General features: G+C 40.1%; 15 protein-coding genes, 2 tRNA genes and 1 pseudogene. 11 read left to right on the forward strand and 7 right to left on the reverse strand.

What is annotated here, in order from left to right; all coding sequences use genetic code 11:
- Positions 1-17: 17 nt before the first annotated feature.
- A complete protein-coding gene (locus tag GKZ87_04330; protein QSI24790.1) occupies positions 18-269 on the reverse strand; it encodes a hypothetical protein in 252 nt (83 codons plus the stop codon).
- Positions 270-1,114: 845 nt separating this feature from the next.
- Here GKZ87_04330 and GKZ87_04335 point away from each other — a divergent pair.
- From GKZ87_04335 to GKZ87_04355, 5 genes are all read left to right on the forward strand, one after another.
- A complete protein-coding gene (locus tag GKZ87_04335; protein ID QSI24791.1) occupies positions 1,115-1,540 on the forward strand; it encodes a hotdog fold thioesterase in 426 nt (141 codons plus the stop codon).
- Between the two features lie 47 nt (positions 1,541-1,587).
- Positions 1,588-2,403, forward strand: coding sequence for an alpha/beta hydrolase fold domain-containing protein (locus GKZ87_04340; protein QSI24792.1), 816 nt, complete (start codon positions 1,588-1,590; stop codon positions 2,401-2,403).
- 85 nt (positions 2,404-2,488) lie between these two features.
- Positions 2,489-4,678 (forward strand): EAL domain-containing protein, encoded by a 2,190-nt coding sequence (locus tag GKZ87_04345; GenBank protein ID QSI24793.1) that lies wholly within the window; start codon positions 2,489-2,491, stop codon positions 4,676-4,678.
- Positions 4,679-5,055: 377 nt separating this feature from the next.
- Entirely contained in the window at positions 5,056-6,087 is a 1,032-nt protein-coding gene (locus GKZ87_04350; GenBank protein ID QSI24794.1) for a transposase, read from the forward strand.
- 218 nt (positions 6,088-6,305) lie between these two features.
- Entirely contained in the window at positions 6,306-7,523 is a 1,218-nt protein-coding gene (locus GKZ87_04355) for an MFS transporter (GenBank protein ID QSI24795.1), read from the forward strand.
- Positions 7,524-7,954: 431 nt separating this feature from the next.
- Here the strand turns inward: GKZ87_04355 and GKZ87_04360 are convergent.
- Positions 7,955-9,129 (reverse strand): annotated as a pseudogene (locus GKZ87_04360) (hypothetical protein).
- 544 nt (positions 9,130-9,673) lie between these two features.
- Between GKZ87_04360 and GKZ87_04365 the strand changes: the two are divergent.
- Positions 9,674-10,294 (forward strand): heavy metal-binding domain-containing protein, encoded by a 621-nt coding sequence (locus tag GKZ87_04365; protein QSI24796.1) that lies wholly within the window; start codon positions 9,674-9,676, stop codon positions 10,292-10,294.
- Positions 10,295-10,466: 172 nt separating this feature from the next.
- Here the strand turns inward: GKZ87_04365 and GKZ87_04370 are convergent, their stop codons facing one another.
- The 4 genes from GKZ87_04370 to GKZ87_04385 all read right to left on the reverse strand — a co-directional run bounded on the left by GKZ87_04370 (position 10,467) and on the right by GKZ87_04385 (position 14,749).
- Positions 10,467-12,761 carry a hypothetical protein gene (locus GKZ87_04370; protein ID QSI24797.1) on the reverse strand — a complete coding sequence of 765 codons (2,295 nt, stop codon included), beginning with the start codon at positions 12,759-12,761 and terminating at the stop codon, positions 10,467-10,469.
- A 366-nt stretch (positions 12,762-13,127) separates the two neighbouring features.
- Positions 13,128-13,487, reverse strand: a complete 360-nt coding sequence (locus GKZ87_04375; protein QSI24798.1) for a hypothetical protein — start codon at positions 13,485-13,487, stop codon at positions 13,128-13,130.
- Between the two features lie 731 nt (positions 13,488-14,218).
- Positions 14,219-14,304, reverse strand: a tRNA-Leu gene (locus tag GKZ87_04380).
- A gap of 359 nt (positions 14,305-14,663) precedes the next feature.
- Positions 14,664-14,749 (reverse strand) — tRNA-Leu (locus tag GKZ87_04385).
- A 495-nt stretch (positions 14,750-15,244) separates the two neighbouring features.
- On the opposite strand from GKZ87_04385, the gene GKZ87_04390 reads away from it, so the two are divergent.
- The 5 genes from GKZ87_04390 (at position 15,245) to GKZ87_04410 (ending at position 19,478) form a co-directional block, all read left to right on the forward strand.
- The gene (locus GKZ87_04390) at positions 15,245-16,348 is read left to right on the forward strand and encodes a helix-turn-helix domain-containing protein (protein QSI24799.1); all 1,104 of its coding nucleotides are present in this window, start codon (positions 15,245-15,247) and stop codon (positions 16,346-16,348) included.
- The gene (locus GKZ87_04395; protein ID QSI24800.1) at positions 16,348-16,548 is read left to right on the forward strand and encodes a hypothetical protein; all 201 of its coding nucleotides are present in this window, start codon (positions 16,348-16,350) and stop codon (positions 16,546-16,548) included. Before GKZ87_04390 ends, GKZ87_04395 begins: the two co-directional genes overlap by 1 nt.
- Positions 16,549-16,550: 2 nt before the next feature.
- Positions 16,551-17,462, forward strand: coding sequence for an ATP-binding cassette domain-containing protein (locus GKZ87_04400; GenBank protein QSI24801.1), 912 nt, complete (start codon positions 16,551-16,553; stop codon positions 17,460-17,462).
- Entirely contained in the window at positions 17,459-18,223 is a 765-nt protein-coding gene (locus GKZ87_04405; protein QSI24802.1) for a hypothetical protein, read from the forward strand. Before GKZ87_04400 ends, GKZ87_04405 begins: the two co-directional genes overlap by 4 nt.
- Before the next feature lie 463 nt (positions 18,224-18,686).
- Positions 18,687-19,478: a methyltransferase domain-containing protein gene (locus GKZ87_04410; GenBank protein QSI24803.1), complete on the forward strand. Its 792-nt coding sequence runs from the start codon at positions 18,687-18,689 to the stop codon at positions 19,476-19,478.
- 267 nt (positions 19,479-19,745) lie between these two features.
- Here the strand turns inward: GKZ87_04410 and GKZ87_04415 are convergent, their stop codons facing one another.
- Positions 19,746-20,987: a hypothetical protein gene (locus GKZ87_04415; GenBank protein QSI24804.1), complete on the reverse strand. Its 1,242-nt coding sequence runs from the start codon at positions 20,985-20,987 to the stop codon at positions 19,746-19,748.
- Between the last annotated feature and the right edge of the window lie 19 nt (positions 20,988-21,006).

The raw sequence follows: 21,006 nt of genomic DNA on the forward strand, positions 1-21,006 counted from the left end.
ATGGCATATCTGTGCATTTATCTGATAAAAAGCAAATAAACAGCATCGATTAGTGTTTGAAGCAAGCCACCGAGGATGTAAATATACATTCCGTTTTCTTTCTGTTTATGCAGCTTTCTTTGATACAGGATTTGTATACAGGAGACAAGGGCAAAGGAAAAAGTAAAAAACAAAACCCCATATCTGCTTTTATCCAAATACAATACCGCAAGCCAGTTGATTGCGATCCATATAAAGAATAGAATCTTTTGCATTTTTGTATTCATCATTCTACCTTCTCTCTATTTGATTTTTAAATTTGTGTGCCTTTTTCACAGGCTGATAAATAAATAGGGACATCTTTTATTCTCACTGTTTTACGAAGTTATACAGGAGGATAAGCCATACGTTGATTGATAGCATTCTGGTATCCATGGGAGGCTTTTAAAATACTGTTTTTTTGTATGAAAATAGAATTCGTATTGTTTATAATGCACGGGAAAACAGGAGCGATTCGCATAGACGTGGTGATATCAATTTCTTGAAAAAACTCATGAAAACATTCATAATATCTCCTCCTTGCTATCTCTATTTTAAGTATAACGCTTCTTTATCTTTATATCAATCTTTATAGGAACTATAAATAGATATTTCTATAGAGGCTATAAATAGGTGTTTTATAAAAGATATAGTGTACGATAAGAACTTTGAAATTCATACAAAGCAGTCGTTATAAGACTGTCGTTCACGATATTGTACATAGAAAACAATGTCTATGAAACGATAGCGCATGTATTGAGGTGTTCAATTATGTGTGCAGATGGGTATTTGATATAGGGAGCACTGTTTTTTTGTGGTAAAAACTGATTCCCTGCTATTTTGCAGGTATCTTTCTTCTCGATGATTGTGGAATATGCTTGAATGAAATGCTATATACGAGGCGTATCCCTTAGTGAGCCCTTGTTTTCAGAAAGACAAAGGTTTAGCGTGTTGCCTGATATGAACAGGAAGCAAAGAAAGCTTAATCATATTCAACGTGACTGTGGTTTTAGCTTCCTTCATACAATTCCCTGCACACTACATAGAACAGCGTGGTATAATAAAAAGCATACAAAAGATATAAGGAGACGAACACATGGAAACGTTGGAAGAATTAAAAGCAAGGCTGAACTCATCCTCACAGTATCTGCAAAGCAATGATATGCGTGTGGTGGAGGTGAAGGAGGGGTATGCGAAGGTGGAAATGATTATAGATGAACAGATTCTGAATGTTCATGGCTTTGTCCATGGCGGCGCATTGTATTCCTTAGCAGATACAGCAGCCGGAGCGGCTAGCTTCACATCCGGACGCGACAGTGTTACCCTATCCGGAACTATTAACTATATCAAACCAGGCAGAGGTGGGAAGCTGATTGGTATAGCACAGAAAATTTCTGCAGGAAGGACAACCGGTGTGTATGAGGTTTTCATTTTCAATGATGCGGATGTACTGCTTTCACGCGCGACCTTTACCATGTTTTTTCTGGATCAGGAGCGTTATCGCAAGGAACGTGAAAACTAAGATATCTAGAGAATTGTCAACGTATTTTATTCCATAGGAGGATAATTATGAATACAGAAAAGCTTACCGTATATCTGCATGGACAGCCAAGCGGTGCTATTTTACAAACCTATTTCATGGATGCATCGAAGGAATTGCTGCATAGTACAAAACGTCCAGCTGTTTTGCTTATGCCCGGAGGTGCGTACCGGTATACGAGCGATCGTGAGGCAGAACCGGTTGCTCTGCGTTTGAATGCAATGGGGTATCAGGTAGCGGTGCTGCGCTATTCTTGTGCTCCTGCCGCCTTTCCCCAGGCTCTGCTTGAGACTGCCGCGGCCTTTCAGCTTTTGAAGGATGAGGGTACAACATGGAATATTGATCCAGAACGTATCTTTCTAATGGGCTTTTCCGCAGGCGGTCATTTGGCAGCCAGCTTTGGAATTTACTGGAACCAGCCGCTTATCACTGAGTATTTTCATAGAGACGATCTGCGTCCATATGCGCAGATTCTCTGTTATCCACTCATTACAAGCGGGGAATTTGCACATGAGGAGAGTATGCAGAATCTGTTGCAGGAGCGCGCTTGTGATCCCCAGGCAAGAAAGCAGGTATCGCTGGAGCTTCTGGTGCACAGGGATGTGCCAAGAACCTTCCTCTGGCATACCTATACCGATCCTACGGTTTCTGTACAAAATTCATTGCTGTTTGCATCCGCTCTTGTAAAACAGAAAGTCCTCTGTGAATTTCATATGTATGATAAAGGCGAACACGGGCTTGCGACTGCAGGAGCATTGAGTCAGCGGTACGATGGGGCGAAGCTGCAGCCGGAATGTGAAAGCTGGATGGAGCTTCTGCATACCTGGATGAATTCAGTTTTATAATTTATTTTACAAAAAAGTACCTTTTATATAAGAAACAGTATACAATATACATAGCGCTATACAACATATAAAGGATGCTGATAGGATGAATACGATAGAACAGAAGGAAGCCGGAAAGAATATGCTGGAAGCTATACGCATCGGCGTCTGTAAATACCTTGTAAATGAAGAATTTTCAATGCTGTGGGCAAATGATGCCTTTTATGCAATGTGCGGTTACAATGAAGAGGAATTTCATACACTGTTTCATGACAGTGCTGCTGCCTTCTTCCATAACGTACCGGAAGAATTTGAAAAGCTGAATAATGTGATTAAGCATGCCCTTCAAAGCCATGGCCAGCAGGCAGAAGGTCTCTGCCATCTTCCGTCAAAGGATGGAGGCTTGTGGGTGCACATGACAGGAACCTTTGCAGAGGAACAGATTGACGGTATTCCGGTTATCTATGTCATTTATACGGATGTGGAGGATATGGTGGAGGTACGCATGAATCTGGAACAGGAGCATGAACGGCTGAATCTGGCATTGCAGATGGAGATGAAAACCGTTGCCTGTATCCGCTTGATGTATATTTCCAATGATATGGATTCTTATATGGATCAGCTGTTAAAGGAAATCGGAGAGTTTATGCATGCGGAACGCGCCTATGTGTTTGAATTGCAGGACGGCCGTATGAGCAATACCTTTGAGTGGTGTAATGAGGGTGTTGAATCCTCGATAGCCTTCTGTCAGAATATGGATGTTTCTCTGCTGGCAGTCTGGAAGGACTTCATAGAAGCGGGGAAAAATGTTTCCATACCGGATGTGGAGCGTATACGGACAGAATTTCCGGAAACCTATGAGGTTTTGCACGTACAGAATATCCGAAGCATTGCGCTGTCACCGATTGTTCAGAATAATAAGAGTACAGGTTTTATCGGTGTGGATAATCCGGCTCTGGAGTATATGCAGAATTTCTCCATGCTGGAAACAATCAGCTATTTTATGAGTGTGGCTATGGAAAAAAAGAATCTGAATGACAGACTGCTGCACTATAGCTATTATGATGATCTGACAGGTGTATACAACAGAAACCGCTATCTACAGGATTTGAAGCAGCTTAATGGAAAGGCTGTTTCATTGGGAATTGTATATATGGATATCAACGGGTTAAAGGATATCAATGACCATCTGGGACATACCTATGGTGATAAGGTACTGAGTGAAGGGGCATCCATACTGAAAAAGGTATTTGATACAGCATCAATCTATCGCATTGGCGGTGATGAGTTTGTTGTCTTCCTGCAAGCTGTGGAGGAGCAGACATTTCTTCAGCAGGTGGAGATATTGAAGCAGGCAATCGTGGGAAGTGCAAACTGCAAGGGGGCAATCGGATATATCTGGACGCCTACGTGCCAGAATCTTTCTGATAAGATTACAGATGCTGATGAATATATGTATCAGGATAAAATGCAGTATTATCGTAAAAATCCGAACTCTAACCGCTATCGCTGCTGTAATGATACCGTATTGCAGCTTGCGGATCGAAGTATTCTGATGAGGGCACTGGAGGAACAGCAATTTGAGGTATATCTGCAGCCTAAGGTGAATTTCAAAAAGGAGCTGATTGGCGGGGAAGCTCTGATTCGCTACCATGATGAAAACGGTGTCCTGATTATGCCGAATGAATTTATCCCTTCCCTGGAGGAGGCCAGAACGATTCGTTATGTCGATTTTTTCGCCTTTGAACAGGTATGCCGTCTGCTTTGCCGGTGGCATAAAGAGGGCAGAAGGCTGACTCCTCTGAGTGTGAATTTTTCACGCTATACCTTGCGTATGGCTGATTTTCTGGGAGAATTGGAGCGTATATGGAACAAATATCAGGTTCCGAAAAAGTATCTGGAAATTGAAATTATAGAAAATGATGAAAGTCTGGATAATGAATTTCTCATTATGATTATGGAGCGGATCAAGCGGCAGGGATATGCTATTTCCATTGACGATTTTGGTGCACGCTATTCTAATATGGCTCTGTTTATCAATGCACAGCTGGATACGCTGAAGCTGGATCGCAGCATGATGCAGGATTTACAGAATAACCGGCGTTCTCAAATGCTGATTTCCTCTCTTGTACAGATTTGTCACAACCTGAATATGCAACTGATTGTAGAGGGAGTGGAGACAAGGGAACAGTTTGATATCCTAAAGCAGCTGGATTGTGACGGCTTACAGGGGTATCTGATTGACCGTCCGATTCCAATACATGACTTTGAACAAAAATATATAAAGACATCGTGATAATATAGCTTGTTTAATCATGATGGAGGTGAAACAGGTGCTTTTCCATGCCGGAGGAGCATCTGTTTTTATTTGCTTAGTGTTTTCATAAGCAGGAGAGAAAAAGACATTTCATACTTTTAAGGCTGAAAAGCTCAGGACACCAAGCTAGGAGAAATGATATTCACTTATTTAATGGGGAGAATATACAGATTCTGCAGGGGTTGTTTTAGCAGGCTGCTCTGGCATTCCTGTATGGTATGCTATTTTATGGAGCTGGTTTCATTATAGAAAATAGAAGCTTTTTTGTATTGTTTTTCGTGATTTTTAAAAAAATTTAGGAGTTTTGCAGATTTCCTTCGTATAGATATATATAAAGACAAAGGAGGAAACTGTAAATGACGAAAGTGAAGGATAGGGAATATCCGATTCCCTTCCACAATGATGTTTTTTTCAAGTACATGCTGATTGGTGAGGACGCAGGCTCTGCGATGCTGAGAAGCAGGATCATCGAGGAGATCTACAAGCTGAAGGTACAAAGGACGAGGGTGCTGAATCCGGAGCTGCTGCCGGAAACCTTTTTCGGCAAGCGGGCGATCCTAGATGTGGTGCTGGAGGATGAGGATGGACATTTCTTCAATTTGGAAATGCAGGTATCCGGGTATACGGAGGAAGAGCAGCTGCGCTTCCAGCAGTATGGCTACCGCCTGGCGGAAAGACAGCTGAAGAAGGGGGATGATTACACAAAGCTGAAGCCGTTCTATCAGATCATCTTCATGAACTGTAAGCCGAAGGATGGCAAACGAATGATACGCCACTACAAGGTAAGGGATGAGGACAATCAGGAGGAGCCGCATGGTACATTGAATCGCGCAATCGTATTTCTGCCGATGATCGAGCAGCGCATAAAGGAGGCTGGAGGAATAGAGAAGCTGACGGAATTTGAGACCTTTTGTTATGTGCTTGCATATAATCCGGATGATGCTATACTAAAGATGAAGAGAAGGATGGTGGATGTAGCAATGGCAAAATATAATGAAATGAGAGAGGACGGACAGTTGTTCAGCTGGGCGGAATCAGTGGAATTTGCTGAGCGAGCAGTCCAGGCGAATCTGCGGGAGCAGACTGCAGAAGCCAGAAAAATAGGATTGGAAAAAGGCTTTCAACAAGGAATGGTAAAAGGAATGGAAGAAGGGTTAGAAAAAGGAATGGAAAAAGGAATGGAAAAAGGATTGGAAAAAGGCATTGAGGAAGGTCTGGAAAAAGGAAGGAAATCATTGTTGAAGTCACTCATATTACACAAATATGGAATTGATGATGCATGGGTGGATGCGCTGAGCGATCAACAGGTTGATGAAGCCGTCATTCATATTCTGGAATGTGATACCTATGAAGCCTTAAAGGATAGGCTTGGGGAAAAAGAAAAATAATAAAGATATACATATTTTATAGCTGAATCTCGTATTTCAGGATTCAGCTTTTTTACGCCTTTATGCTGATTACCTGTCCTGGAGTTAAAAATTTTAAAACATGCTTTCTATACAGGATAAGACTTCTCTTATTATGAATAATCAATAGGAGTTTTCCGGTTGCTTTTCCATGAAATTCATAGTAAGATTTGTTCTGTTGCAGAAAGTGGGAATTATATATGAATAACAAATCATGGAAAGCATTTCTTTTAAAATATCATTTTCAACTGTTTTTCATTGCAGTTGCACTGGAAAGTCTGGCGGCTAATTTTGCACATCCGATTACGCCGACCCTGATTAAGAATCTTCAGCTTCCGGACTATTCCTTCGGTATGCTGTATGCTGGAATGGCGTTTACTAATTTTTTGTTTTCTCCCTTCTGGGCAAAGCAGGTTACCCGCCTGGGAAGCCGCCGGGTTTTAGGAATCTGCTGTGTTGGCTATGGCGTTGGACAACTGTTGTTTGCTATTATGAAAACATTGCCTACCATCATGTTTGCCCGCCTGCTATCCGGCTTTTTTGTGGGTGGTATCATGGTAAGTATTCTGACCTATATCATCCATACCAGTTCTGTTGAAAACAGGGGACGATACCTTGCACTATCCGCAACACTAACAACTGTATTTGCGGCGTTTGGATATCTGGTAGGTGGTTTTGCCGGTGTTGTTTCTATTCCGCTTACATTCACAATGCAAAGCGGAGTTCTTGTATTTTGCGGATTTATGTTTGCCGTATGCCTTTGTGAGGATAAGGAGAAGCAGACAAAGCCTATCCGTATATGGAAGGAAGCAAACCCTTTTCAGGCGTTTCTGGATGCCCGTCGTTTTATGACACTGACCTTTGCGATTTTATTTTTTGCGGTCTTTTTGACATCAACGGCAACAACTGCTTATGATCAGAATTTCAATTATTTTATCAAGGATCAGTTTCAGTTCAATTCCTCCTATAACGGTATGCTGAAGGCTGTTGTCGGATTTATTTCCCTGCTTGCCAATACGACGATCTGTGTATGGATTATGAAGAAAACCAATGTGAAAAAATCAGTAATTTATGTGCTTGGCGGAGCCGGTATCACGCTGCTTGCTATTACCATGCTGGAGGATATTCTTCCATTTATTATGATCAATATCATTTTCTTTGCCTTGAATGCAATCTATATTCCATTACTGCAGGATTTATGTGCCTCAGCGTCCAATGCCAGTGACAGTAGTATGGTTATGGGCTTTTACAATGCCATGAAAAGTCTTGGTATGATTGCAGGTGCCCTGTTTGCTGGATTTATTTATTCCGCAGGGCCGAGATTGTCCTTTCTGTATGCCGGTATATTCTTTTTGATTTCCATGCTGGCGGCAGTGTGGTATTATAAACGCTCCTTTAGAAAAACGGTAGCGGAATAATTCTGTGATTAAGGAAGAAGCGATGAAGCAATATGAAAAAAGACCGGATGCGGTCTTTTTTTGTATAGGGAAAGGACAGTACCATAATCGAACAATCATAATCATTTACTGTGTAAAGCCTCCAATGCTTTTTATAGCATAGGAGTATGAATTAGGGGAATGGAAAGATAAAGGAGTGTGCTGTTCCGCTATACTAGCTGTTTACAGTACTGATAACAGGCGGCTGTGCAACATATGACAGGAAACTGCTTCAGCTCTGGAATTTCATGTCCTGTAGCTGATATCTTGTTATATACCTGAGTCTGTGCTAGCATACGAGATACAACTTGCTTTGTGAAAGGGAAATACGTGCAGAGTGCTGTACTATAATCCTCATTGATTCCATACTCATGGTGCTTTAAAAGAATTCTTCATTATCCGCAACCTATATGTTAGGCTGTCTTGCTTTCGGCATATTGTTGCAGGAAGGCTGTCATATGGGCAAGTATTCGCTGTGCGGCAGCAATTTGTATCGTATCTCCTGCAATGTGGCAGGACAGGGTACAGGTATCCTCCCATGAGGAAACAGATACCTGAAATGCCGGATATATACGGGGTCTTCCTGTCAAGTGGACGTAAGTTAGCGTACAGTCGTTGAAATATATACCGGAGGAATCAATTTTCCCCAAATTTGTATAAGAGATATCCGGTGTATGAAGAAGGCCTTTGCGAGGGTAGAGGTAATGGAAAGCGGTAGCTGTTTCACGCAGGGATGCAGGAAACGAATTGTATGCAGATCCTGATTGCGTGCTCGTTCAGTCAGTATCTGTTCATGGATATCGGTAAGCAGAGCGTGGAATGGACGATGATCCAATCCTTCTATGGTTATCAGATATTCACCGACGAAATTTGCAATGCTCCATACAGGCTTATGCTGTAGAAAGGAACGCAGGTTGACTGGACAGGGAATCGTAAGCTTATTGGCGGCAGTCATGTGATGCAAAGTCTGTGCATAGGCACATAGCAGCAGATCATTGATTGTCATATTCGAAGGACAGGCTCTATTTAGCAGCTTCAGGGGAATCGTCTGTTGTAGCTGCGTTGTATGGACTGGATGAGAATTACCCGGCAACGCATAAAAAATCGGTTTTTTCCTCCTGGCAAGCGTATATTTTTGTTTTTTAACAGGTAGCGCATAAAGGCTTCGTATGTTATGAAAGGATACAGTCTCACCGCGATAACAGGTACATAATAGCCGAAGCAGCTGTATGGCACCATCTCCATCACATAAAACGTGACTGATTCCGATACAGAGAAGCTCCTGCTGTTCCTCGTGTATGACCTGTACACAAAGCTGAGGATCGCGTTCTATATCCCAGCCTGTGAAATCAAACTGCTTCACCTCCTGAAGCATCGTAAAGCTGTTTTCTGTGCATGCTGTCCAGCAGTTGTGTTTTTTATCATAGCGGCAATTTAGCTCTGGCAGCAGCTGCAGACACCTGGTGAGTGCAGTCTGCAGCTTTACCATAGAAAGATGAGGCTGCACGCTAAGATTCAGGAATAAAACGGGCTGCTGTGGAAGACATACCGCTTCCAGCAGATCCAGTAAATTAGCAGCATACTTCATCCAATCATCTCCTCCCGTATTTTCTTCATCATATCATCATGCCCTGAAATGTCAAGATAGGAAAAACAGTCAGAATGCAGCGATGTTTAACAAGTATTTTACAAGCAGGAAAGCATCATGTGTTATATAAGTATGTTGCTGGCCTGTGTTCCTATACTTTCTCTTTTTTACATATCGATAATACGCAAAAGAATAGAGTTGCATAAATCTGTGCAAAAGTAAAAGACAAACAGCTAAGGATATGCTATTCTTAACTATATAGTATGAAGCATTGTGGATATGAAAGTGAAGGTATGAAAAGAGCTATGCTGAAAGATCAGTCTTGCTGTTGTGTATGCAGGAACTGGACGAGCTGTAAAGAAAACAGGTGCACAGGTCGGTAAAGGTAGCTGCGTATAAAAAGCAACAGAAAAAACAAATGAATATAGCTGCATATATGCAATATGGAGGCGGTGTGCTGATAAATCTGTTTTGTGATAAGTGATTTTATATTACTTTCATACAATATGTGCCTGTACATGAGGTGCAGGAGAATGGAGGAGCTATGAAAAAGATATGTGATGTATGCGGAAAACGAGCAGAGGGACTAGGAACCTGTCCGACGCAGTTTCATGATATCATCATGTGCAGCAGCTGTTATGAAGGGCTGCGTGCATTTGAGAAAGGAAGAAGTGTGAAAACCGTGCAGGAGCTGGAGGATAAGCGTTTGCTGGCAATATCGGAAATGCAGGAAAAAGCCTATCCGTCCCGCGTGATAGAGAATGTAGATGCCTGGTTTGCGGAAAGAAAGCAAAAGCTTATAGTACGTGATATTGCGCAGCGCGAGGATGGCATGCTGATGACGACCTGTAACAGCTTTGCGGGATATCGTATTACTTCCTATCATGGGATCGTGAGCGGGGAAAGTGTACTTGGAACTGGATTTGCGAGTAGTTGGGATGCGTCTGTTTCAGATATGCTGGGGGCAGAATCCGCAAGCTTTATCAGTAAATTAAAAGAGGCAAGAGAGCTGGCAAGACAGCGTGCTGTGGAAAGCTGCCTGAACGCAGGAGGGAATGCTATGGTTGGTGTAGATATTGAATATACCATGTTTTCCAGTAATATGATTGGTGTAATTTTCAATGGTACCTGCGTGCGTGTTGAAAAAATCACTGAGGTTGAGTAATTACCATTTTGAGCTTCAGTATATGAAATCTTGTCATATTTCGAAATAATCCCTATCTATAAAGTATTTCACTAACTGTGAGATTACACACAAAGAGCCGTATGAGTTAATCAATACAGCCCTTTATAATAATCAATTCAATTTTACACTAAATTCATGATATTATCGTAAATTATTCTTTACGTTTTTTCTTTTTTCCTAAAAGAGTTGCCATATATCCAGCAGACAACAAGCTCATAATTGCAAATAGATGAACTCTAGTATTATCGTTTGTTTCTACACTTTTTGTTTTCTTTGTTTCAATAGGTTTCTTTTCATGTTTTGCATCTGGAGCTTTTTCATTTTCATAGCTCTCTGTTATTGAGCCTTTATAGTTACCCTTAAAAGTTATAGTTATCATAGTACTTTCACTATCTGAATTCTTATCTACGACGTAATCTATTCCTTTTTCAAGTTCCTTTTCCCCATCCTTGATTATGAGATTCTCAACATCCATGTCATTTTTCAGTTCAGGGATTTTGATATTCTCAATGCCCTTTGGGGTTATCGTGAAGCGGATGATGTCCTCCAGACCTGTATAATTCCCTGTTTCTGTAACGATTGCTTTCGCATACCATGTGCCGGCGTCTGTTGGAACCTTATCGGTATATGTTCCATCCTTGGAAGCACTGTAGCTGTATAGGGCATCTCCAAATTTTGCTGATGCTTTTAGTGTATTTGCCTGTTCCCCATATATCCATCCATTGATTATAGGGCGCTCTTTCCAGCTATTAGTTGCCCGTGAAATCGTGAATTGCATTTTCTCAGAATCTGCTTCATTATAGAAGTCATCTTCGGCTAAATGGGCCTGTATAGTATAGGTACCAGCATGTGTTGGAACGCTATGAAATGCTTGCCATGAATCACCATTCCATTTCTCATATGTAAAGGTAATCTCTCCTCCACTGCCAGATTTATCAATAATTGGTGTTATAGGTTTTCCTGTATATTCCATATCAAGATTTCCTGCTATTTTAATTTTACTGTCATCTTTTTTTAGATTCAAAGTAACCTTCAGCTTCTTTGGTCCATCCAATGTACTTCCACAATCATATTCATATTCTATTGGGATTCCTCTTTTATAACCACTAACCATATTTCCGTGTAATTGAGCACCATTTAGATTAGTAATCTTGCTAGGGTCTATTCCTGGATATAACTTCGTGATATCAAAAGTCTCACCAGGCACCTGGATGGTTAGATTAGAATCTGATATTCTAAATTCTGAATCAATCATTTGATTGTTTGTTCCGATATTCAGCCAAGCAAGTGGTGTATCATAGCAGTACAATTGAATCAAAGCAGGATTACTACTTACATCCAATTCACTGATTTCCGTATTCGCACAGTACAACGCCATCAACTCAGGATTTTTACTGAGGTTCAATTCTTTGATTCTAGTATCCTTGCAGCCCAAGTTTCTTAGCTTTGTATTCTTGCTAACGTCTATTTCACTGATTTCTGTATCATTACAATATAAATCTGTCAATTCAGTTATGTTGTGGACATCTAAAGTATTGATTTTTGTACTTGAATAATCCAAATACTTTAATTTAGTATTATTATTAATATCTAAGGTATTGATTTTTGTACTTGCGCAAGCAAACGTTTTCAGATTAAGATTCCTACTGATATCCAATTCTTCAATAGCTGTCCCTGTGCAATTCAATTCATTTAACTCATTGAAATATTCAATCCCTTTCACGCTTTTGATACCGCGATTTTCAAATTGTGTAAGATTAATCACCGTAACATTATTTATTTCATCCACAGATAAAACTCCATCTTTATCTGTATCATATCTATCCCTCACGACTTTCCTAAAAAGTTCATCAGGAAAATTTGTGCTATTGATAGAAATCTCGCCTGCCTTTGGTAAACGAGGGATTGAAAAAATAAATAGGCTTTGTAATGGGGGCTGGCCATATAATTTATACTGAAATAGGATTTCCCCATAACCATAGGCATTCTCTGTTGCATCCAATCCCTTGGAATAAGACACTATAGATGCATTTTCTAATTTGCCTGTATCAACAAGGCTTTTAATGAGTATATCGTTTATTTCCTGTTCTGTTGTTTCATTAGATAAACCATAATAATTTATAATATCAGCTATTGCGCCTTCAGCTTCACTAGCATCTGTAATTGCGTTATTTGAATTACTTATCATGGATGAAGTAGCTTTACTATTTATTGTCTGGATATCTGATTGTCCTTGTGAAGTGACTATCTTCACATTCGAATGAAAGTTATTTTCTTTTGAAGGTATCCCTTGTTCCAGTTTCTTTCCTTCCATTTGTTCTGATAGTGTAATCTGTATGTTCTGATTATCTTCCACTGCATACAGTGCTGTCGGTGATAATATTGCAGTTACGCTAAGTGCTGTTACTGCTATTGCTGCTTTCTGTTTCTTTTGACTGTTCATCATGTCTTCTCTCCCTTATTTGTTTTTAAACCTATACCTAATTAGACATATGGTTTTCCACACTGGATTGCCTTTTTTTATATATTTTGTAAGCTTTTTCCTTGATTTTGACCTTATCTATTTAGGTATGCTATTGTAAATAATGAACTTTATGTACTATAATTACTTCATTTCCATATACTCCTGCATCAATACGTTTTCATACACTATACAGTTTTTCAAATCATACTTATCCCTCCTTTATTTTAAACCCTTTCTTATTTTCACTATATCAAATTTTGATAATAGTTCAATAGGGTGGCTGCGTAATGCAATTTTTGGCTTCGTATTGCATCAATAATATAAAAAAAGAGAAGGATTTCTCTTTTTTTAAGCATATGGCTGCGCTATCGATGAACTAGCAATGATATCATTTAAAGAATTTGCAGTATTAGTCATTTCAAGATATTTATTCTTATTGAAATATGTTCCGTCTAAATCATCGATACTACATAATTCATACTTAATCAATAAATCAATGACTTCTTTACAAACCATCTCCATCTTTTGGGATAGTTCATCTTCATCATCGATATAATACAAATCAATGACTCGCTTTTTTAAATTTTTAATCTTTTGATTATCAAATATATCTAATTTTTTTTGCTTTTCTGCCAATTGCTTGATACCTGCATGTGCCTTGACGATTTTATCTGTTGTACTTAATAATTTTGTTAACTTTTCATCCAACTTCCTATATATAAAACAGTGTCTCATAATATAGAAGTTTGTTGTTATCCATACAATAGTCTTCAGCGCCTTTGATCTCTGATGTACCGCATCAACTATGAAATGATTCTGATTGATAGACGATGTTTTATAAGTGAAGAGATTTTCATAACTTGCCTTAAATGACTTAGGCGTAGGTAATAAATCAAAAATTTTTTAATTTCATAATCGTCGATATTTACATCAAGTTTTCTAAGACGATTTCCAAAACACTCTTTACAAAATCCTAGGTATTTGTAATTTCTTCAATTATTTCATCACACTTATGATGATAATCCTGTATTTCGCTCATTAAAGCTTTGAATGCATCATTGATCATATAAGGCACACTTTCAGAAAGATAGCTGTTCGAAAAAGAACAGATATAGTTGTTCTTTAAACGTACAGTCATGAGGAGGTTTATGGGAATATACTATATGGTGTCGCCTGCAATCAATGACATAAAAATTCAGGAATACTCATGCAGGGCTCTCTTATGCATAAGATTCTTAATGGCTTCTTCACATAAAAAAACCGTTACGATTTCCATCAACCTATAAGGGAAGCCAAGACTACGATGTAACGGTATGCTTTGTGTCAGATTATTTCAGCCTACTTATTTGTGTATCCTTTATGTTCATATTCCCATAACGAAACCTAGCTGTAAATATCAATAAAAAAAGCGCTGATATAGAGCGCTTTTATGCTTATCATGGTGCAGGAGAAGAGATTTGAACTCTCACGCGATTGCTCGCACTGCCGCCTGAAGACAGCGTGTCTGCCGTTCCACCACTCCTGCATGATTCATGATGCTCAATTATAATACACTGAAAATGCTGATTTGTCTACCCCTTATTGAAAAAAAGTCGATATTTATGCCGTTTTAGGTTACATTTCACAGTCTTAAAATTTCGTTAGATGAATGCAGCTGTTGCTTATGCTGGATGAATGCGTTCATTCTTAGAGAAGTACAGTATTTTATAATAACAAATACAGATAGAACTGTGAATAACAGCAATATTATTTCAAAATACTAGAAATTCATAATTACACATGAGGATATGCAATCGAGTCCGTTGTTTTATAATGTCGGATGTATCGTAACTGATTGTTAAAGCAAAAAAAAGACGCTGATATAGAGCGTCTGACTCAATAAGCTGGTGCAGGAGAAGAGATTTGAACTCTCACGCGATTGCTCGCACTGCCGCCTGAAGACAGCGTGTCTGCCGTTCCACCACTCCTGCATGATTGAGTGCCATATAATAATACAATAAAATCATAAATTTGTCTACCTTAAATTGAGTTTTCTAAGTATGTTTTTCGTATGCTTGTTTGGATACAGCATGTATATACTTATTTTTGTAATATCTTAACAAAGTGATCTTTCATAGCGTTTCTTTCATAAATCTATTTCTGCTTTGTTTACATCAATAGCTTATGTAGGATAGCTGAGCCATGTCTTAATAAAATTTTTCATGATAGCATGTACCCCTAACTGAGTTACAAGCGTCCTTTCCTTGTGCTGAAATCAAATGCAAGCCAGCTTTTCTTTATCTGCTTTTTGCGCTGAAGAATATGCTTCTTATTCAATAGGATATGGATGATATAGGCATATAGAAATGATTGAATAATACAAGGCTTGTTTCTTGTTGGTAAATTTTTCTTCCTGAAGTTGCGTCTGATTCCATTGTAACTCCAGATAGAAACGATATAATAAAGGCATGAAAGAAGGAATGGATATGACAACAATTCATCTTGGCAAAAAGCTTATTTCTCTGAGAAGGGAAGCAAATATGACGCAGGAGGAGCTGGCTGCCTATATGGGCGTATCAAAATCCAGTGTATCCAAGTGGGAAACCGAAACAACGCTGCCGGATATACTGCTGCTTCCGCAACTGGCGACCCTATTCAATGTGAGTGTGGATGAACTTATCGGCTATGAGCCGCAACTGAGTATGAAAGCAGTGAATGAATTTTATATACAGCTTAGCACCGAATGGAGTCAGGATGCAGGGAAAGCGTATGAACATAGTGAAGAGCTCATACGAAAATATTATTCCTGTTTTCCTTTTCTATTGCAGATGGCTGTCCTGTATCTGAATCACTATATGCTGCACAAACAGCCGGATCTCGTTTTAAAACGCTGTGAGGAGTTGTGTAATCGCATCATACAGGAGAGTGAGGAAAATAGTCTTGTAAAGGATGCCATATCCTTGAAAATAACGTATCTGTTAGCAAGCAAACAGCCCGCTGAGGCATTGCAGCTGCTGGGGGAGGAGGCAAAGCCAATTGCACAGGACAGTGAAATGATAGCTTCCTGTTATCAGATGCTGGGGAAGCCAAAGCAGGCCAGCCGTATTTTTCAGATTTGCATTTATCAGCACCTGCTGTTCGTAATACAGGATATGGCAAATTATATGATGCTGAATATAGGGGATGATAAACTATGTGATGAAACAATTCATCGTATACTGGAAATGCTGAAGCTCTTTCACATTGACGCACTTCATACGATTACATCAGCGATGGTATATGTAAGCTGTGCTATGGTGTATGCGGGGCGCAAGGATAAGGAAGCAACCCTGCAAATGATGGAACGGCTTGTGGATGTTGTAGTCCGTTATGATCTTGCGCATATGAAAATACACAGGGATGTATATTTCACCGAGATTGAGTCATGGATGGCGGCCCTGCAGCTTCGCACGCAGGCACCAAGAGATGCAGGGGTTATTCTCGACTCTGTAATACAGGAGCTTCAACTTCCTGTTTTCGCCATCATAGAGGATGAACCGCGTTATCATGCCTGTATACAAAAGCTGCAGGCAGAAAAGGAGAAAGCATAATGAACACATTGATGGAATATTTACCGGCTCTGCTGCCGCTGATCGTATTGGAATGCGGTCTTGCGATATGGGCGCTGATACATTTGTTACGGCATCCTCATGTTCGCAGAGGAAATAAGCTGCTTTGGATTCCGATTATTCTGTTCCTTCAGTTTCTGGGGCCGATTTTATATTTTGTAATCGGCAGAGAGGAACAATGATTATGGATGTATTGACACTGCATAATCTGCACAAGGCCTTTGGCACACAGAAGGTACTGCAGGGCGTCGGTCTCAATGTTCCGCAGCACAGTATCTTTGGGTTTATAGGAAAAAACGGTGCAGGGAAAACGACAACGATGAAACTGATTCTCGGATTGGAAAAATTGGATGAAGGAGAGCTGTATGTCATGCAGGAGCCGGTGGTATTCGGGAAAACAAAAACAAACCGCTATATCGGCTATGTAAGTGATGTTCCTGAATTTTATGGCTTTATGAATGCATGGGAATACCTGCAGCTTTGTGCTGAGATATCCGCTATACCTAAGGAAAAGGTAAAGCCGCGTATAGAGGAGCTGCTGGAGCTGGTTGGTCTTTCACAAACCGGACGCAAGCGGTGTGCGTCCTTTTCCAGAGGTATGAAGCAGCGCCTTGCGATTGCACAGGGCTTATTGAATGAACCAAAGCTTCTGATTGCCGATGAGCCAACATCTGCACTGGATCCGCAGGGAAGAAAAGAAATTCTCACCATTCTGGAGAAGGCCAAAGAAAAAACTACAGTTTTGTTTTCCACTCATATACTGAGTGATGTGGAAAGCATCTGTGATTCGATTGCGATTCTGCATCAGGGTAAAATTGCGGCAAGCGGTAAGCTGCATGCAATGTTACAGACAAAGGGTTCAGCCTTTCTGAAGGTAGAGCTGGTACAGGAGCAGGATTGCCGTCTATTGCAGGAGATATTGCAAAGCCGTGGCATACCGGTATCGTCTCCTTGCTCTTCTGTATTACAGCTTGCGGATACACCAGAGGTACAGCAGGTGCTTTTTGATATCATGAAAACGCACAAGCTGCAGCTGCAGAAGCTGGAACGAATGCATCCTTCTCTGGAGCAGTATTTTCTGGAGGTGATATCATGAAGGGACTAACAGCATTTATGAAAAAAGAGCTTCTGGAAGCGGTGCGTTCCTATAAGCTGGTTATTATACTCATTGTATTTGCAGCCCTGGGGTTTATGAATCCAATCAGCGCAAGATATCTGCCTGAGCTTATGAAAACCTTTCTTCCTGAGGGTGTGCATATGGAATTGCCGCAGCCTGTCGTGATGGATTCCTGGCTGCAGTTTTTCAAAAATACGGTACAGATTGGTCTGATTGCTTTTCTCATTCTGTGTTCCTCCTCCATGGCGAATGAGATTGGAAGGGGTGTTTTGATTCCCCTGCTTGCGAAGGGATTACCGCGAAACAGTGTTATCGCTGCAAAATTCATTTCTATGACACTGCTTTGGACGCTGGCGCTGGGATGCTCTTTTTTTATCACATTCACCTATAATTTCATGTTCTGGAGCACCTCATGGATACCGTATTTGTTTCTGATTACAATAGGAGTATGGCTATTTGGTCTGATGCTGATTGCTGCTTTGATTCTTGGCGGTGTCGGAAAAGGAACGGTATCCGCAAGCATGCTGTGTGCCGGCTGCCTGTTCCTGCTCTGTGTGCTGGTCACAATGTTTAACGCAACCGCTGATGTATCCCCCTTTGTGTTCCTGTCACAATACCAGCTATTCCTTACTAAGGGGATAACGGCGGTGCAATTTACAAAGCCGGCTGTGTGTGCGATTGTCCTTACCATACTTCAGCTGTCTGCAGCATCCATCCTGTTTCAACGAAAAAGTCTTTAATCAAATTGTAAAAGCAGTCTTTCGCATACGTAAGGAAAGACTGCTTTTCTCAATTATAATATTGCGGTTCTGGAAAGGGGAAGGAGTAGAAGCAATGATGAAATCCCGAACCACAGCGAATCCCATGATCAGGGGAGGAGATGATTTGCGGTAATATGATACAGGATGGGAAGGAATAGGGAATAAAAGTAATATGGCATACTTCAGAAAACAGATTTCTCTGTTTTCTACCTTATCCTATGCCCTGTTTAACATACCGTATTGGCAAAACACCATATAAACAAAAAATATAAAACGATTCTGTATAGAAATGTATGGAAGCTGTTTGTATACATCGCATCTTCCATAGATTGTACTACAGCCTGCAGGTATGCTATAATTTAATAAATCAGTTATTATGAATATAACTGGGAAAGGAGGATAAACATGAAAACGATAATAAGAAAGAGAGAATATATCAAAAATGAATTATATAGAGAAAAACAAAGAAGCCTGGGAGGAAGCATTCGACAATAGAACGGATGGCTGGGGCGAAAACGTTGTTCAAAACCTCCGTGAAGCATCTGATTGCTATATACAGCCTGTGTTAAAGGCGGAGCTGGATAAGCTGGAGCTGTCTGGTAAGCATATCGCTCAATTCTGCTGCAATAACGGGAGAGAATTGTTATCGATTTGTAAGCATTATAATGCCGTCGGTACCGGCTTTGATATAGCAGAAAATCTGATATCGCAGGGAACAAGACATGCACAGGAGCTGCAGCTTCCCTGTACCTTTGTCGCTGAGAATATTTTAGATATCCCTCATGCATACGATGATGCATTTGATGCAGTCCTGTTTACGATTGGTGCAATTACGTGGTTTCAGGATTTGAAAAGTCTTTTTCAGGTCGTGTCAAGATGTCTGAAGCCGGAAGGGATTTTGTTAATACATGATTTCCATCCGGTTATGAACATGCTGCCTTTACCGTCAGAGGAGGGCTATTGTGAGGATGAGGTGCACCTGATGGAGCATACGTATTTTACGAATGAGCCATGGATTGAAAACAATGGCATGGGCTATATTTCCGGGGAGTATGCGTCAAAGACATTTACCAGCTTTTCCCATTCCGTATCCGATATTGTAAACAATGCGATTACCAATGATATGGATATCCGGCTGTTACGTGAATACGATCATGATATTGGATTGTCAGATGCATATGATTACAAGGGACTTCCCTTATCCATGCTGCTAATGGCAGTAAAAAGAAAATAAATATGTAAAAAGTCAGAGACTGGTAATGTAATCAGTCTCTGGTTTTCGTTATCGGCAAAAGTGATAAAATGAAATTTGAAAACGATGCTATGAATACAGCGGATATTCTTTCTGTACCGGCTTTACTCATCATTTCTATTTACTGATAGTTCCCTGAAAACGCACACTGGATATATAATCAAAATGCATATGCTTGTAATATGAAAATACAACAATATCTAATCCATATTCCTGTAAGCCAAGGAAGGAAATTTGATTGTTTATCATCTATTTCGATTCAGCATGTGCCTGTTTATACAGATCTTTTCTTTTATTTGCTGGAGGTATATTTAGCTTATTTCTATATTTGGTTACGGTACGTCTTGAAATATCCAGATTCTCTTTCCTCAGTAAGAGATACAATTCATAATCGGTATAGGGCTCGTTTTTATTCTCCTTTGCTAACAGCGCCTTTATGGATTTGACATACGGGTTATGCTGATTATTGGCAGCAGATGTTAATAAAAGGTGGCGAAGGGGATAGATATGGTTTTGGAACATATAATATTTGTTTTTGATACAACGGCTGACCGTAGATATATGAATGCCTAAGCTATCGGCAATATCATGTAAACGGCATTGTACAAGCGGCTGTGCGTCAAGGAAAAAAGCTTTTTGAAATTTACATAATTCATTGGCAATCAAAAGCAGTGTACGATTGCGCCGATTGATATCCTCCATTAAAATCTTAGCCTGTGAGAAGTAATTCCTGATTACAGAATCAGCCATGAGAGGTGCTGTATAATCAGTAAATGTTCCTTCAATGATATTGACAGGACGTATTTGTAAATCGCCGTTTTTAATCTGAATTTCAATATCCGGATATATGATTTCTGATATATTTCCGTAATTTATACAGGGAAAGGGATTTTGTTCGCGTATGATATCAACAGCAAGCTCTATATCCTCCACACTTACCTGCAGGGAATCCGCTAGTTTAGAATAAGCATGCTGTATCAGCTCTTTTTGATAATTCTGGTAAATATTGAGTGCAAAATCCTGATGATCTTGTTCCAGCTGTATCCGGATGGCATCTACACTGTTTTTGGCAAATACACCTGCAGGCTCCAGCCCCTGAAGCATGCGCAGCTGCTTATCAAATTCCGTTGGACTCATGTGCAGCAGCCTGCAATACTCATTGTGCTCCATACTTAAAAATCCGTTTTCATCCAGCGATTGTATCATAAATTCAGAAAAAGCTTCTGGTATCGGCAGACTCATCGTATGAAGCTGCATATACAAATCCTGCTGCAGTGAAGCCTCCTGCTGAATATACCACTCCTTTTCAGGCTTTATTTCATGATTGGTGCAGTATTGGAAATAAGGATTTTCAGCCATGACTTTTTTTAGGTGGTGAAGCAGCTGCATCGAATTCATTTGCAGGATGGAAAGTGAATAGCTTTGCGTCGGATTGAAGGTGATGGATTGTTTCACATTCACACGGGGAATGATTTCTGATGTTTTTTTCATATTCCAGTCATCCTTTCCA

This window comes from Erysipelotrichaceae bacterium 66202529 (assembly GCA_017161075.1).
GTDB lineage: Bacteria > Bacillota_I > Bacilli_A > Erysipelotrichales > Erysipelotrichaceae > Clostridium_AQ.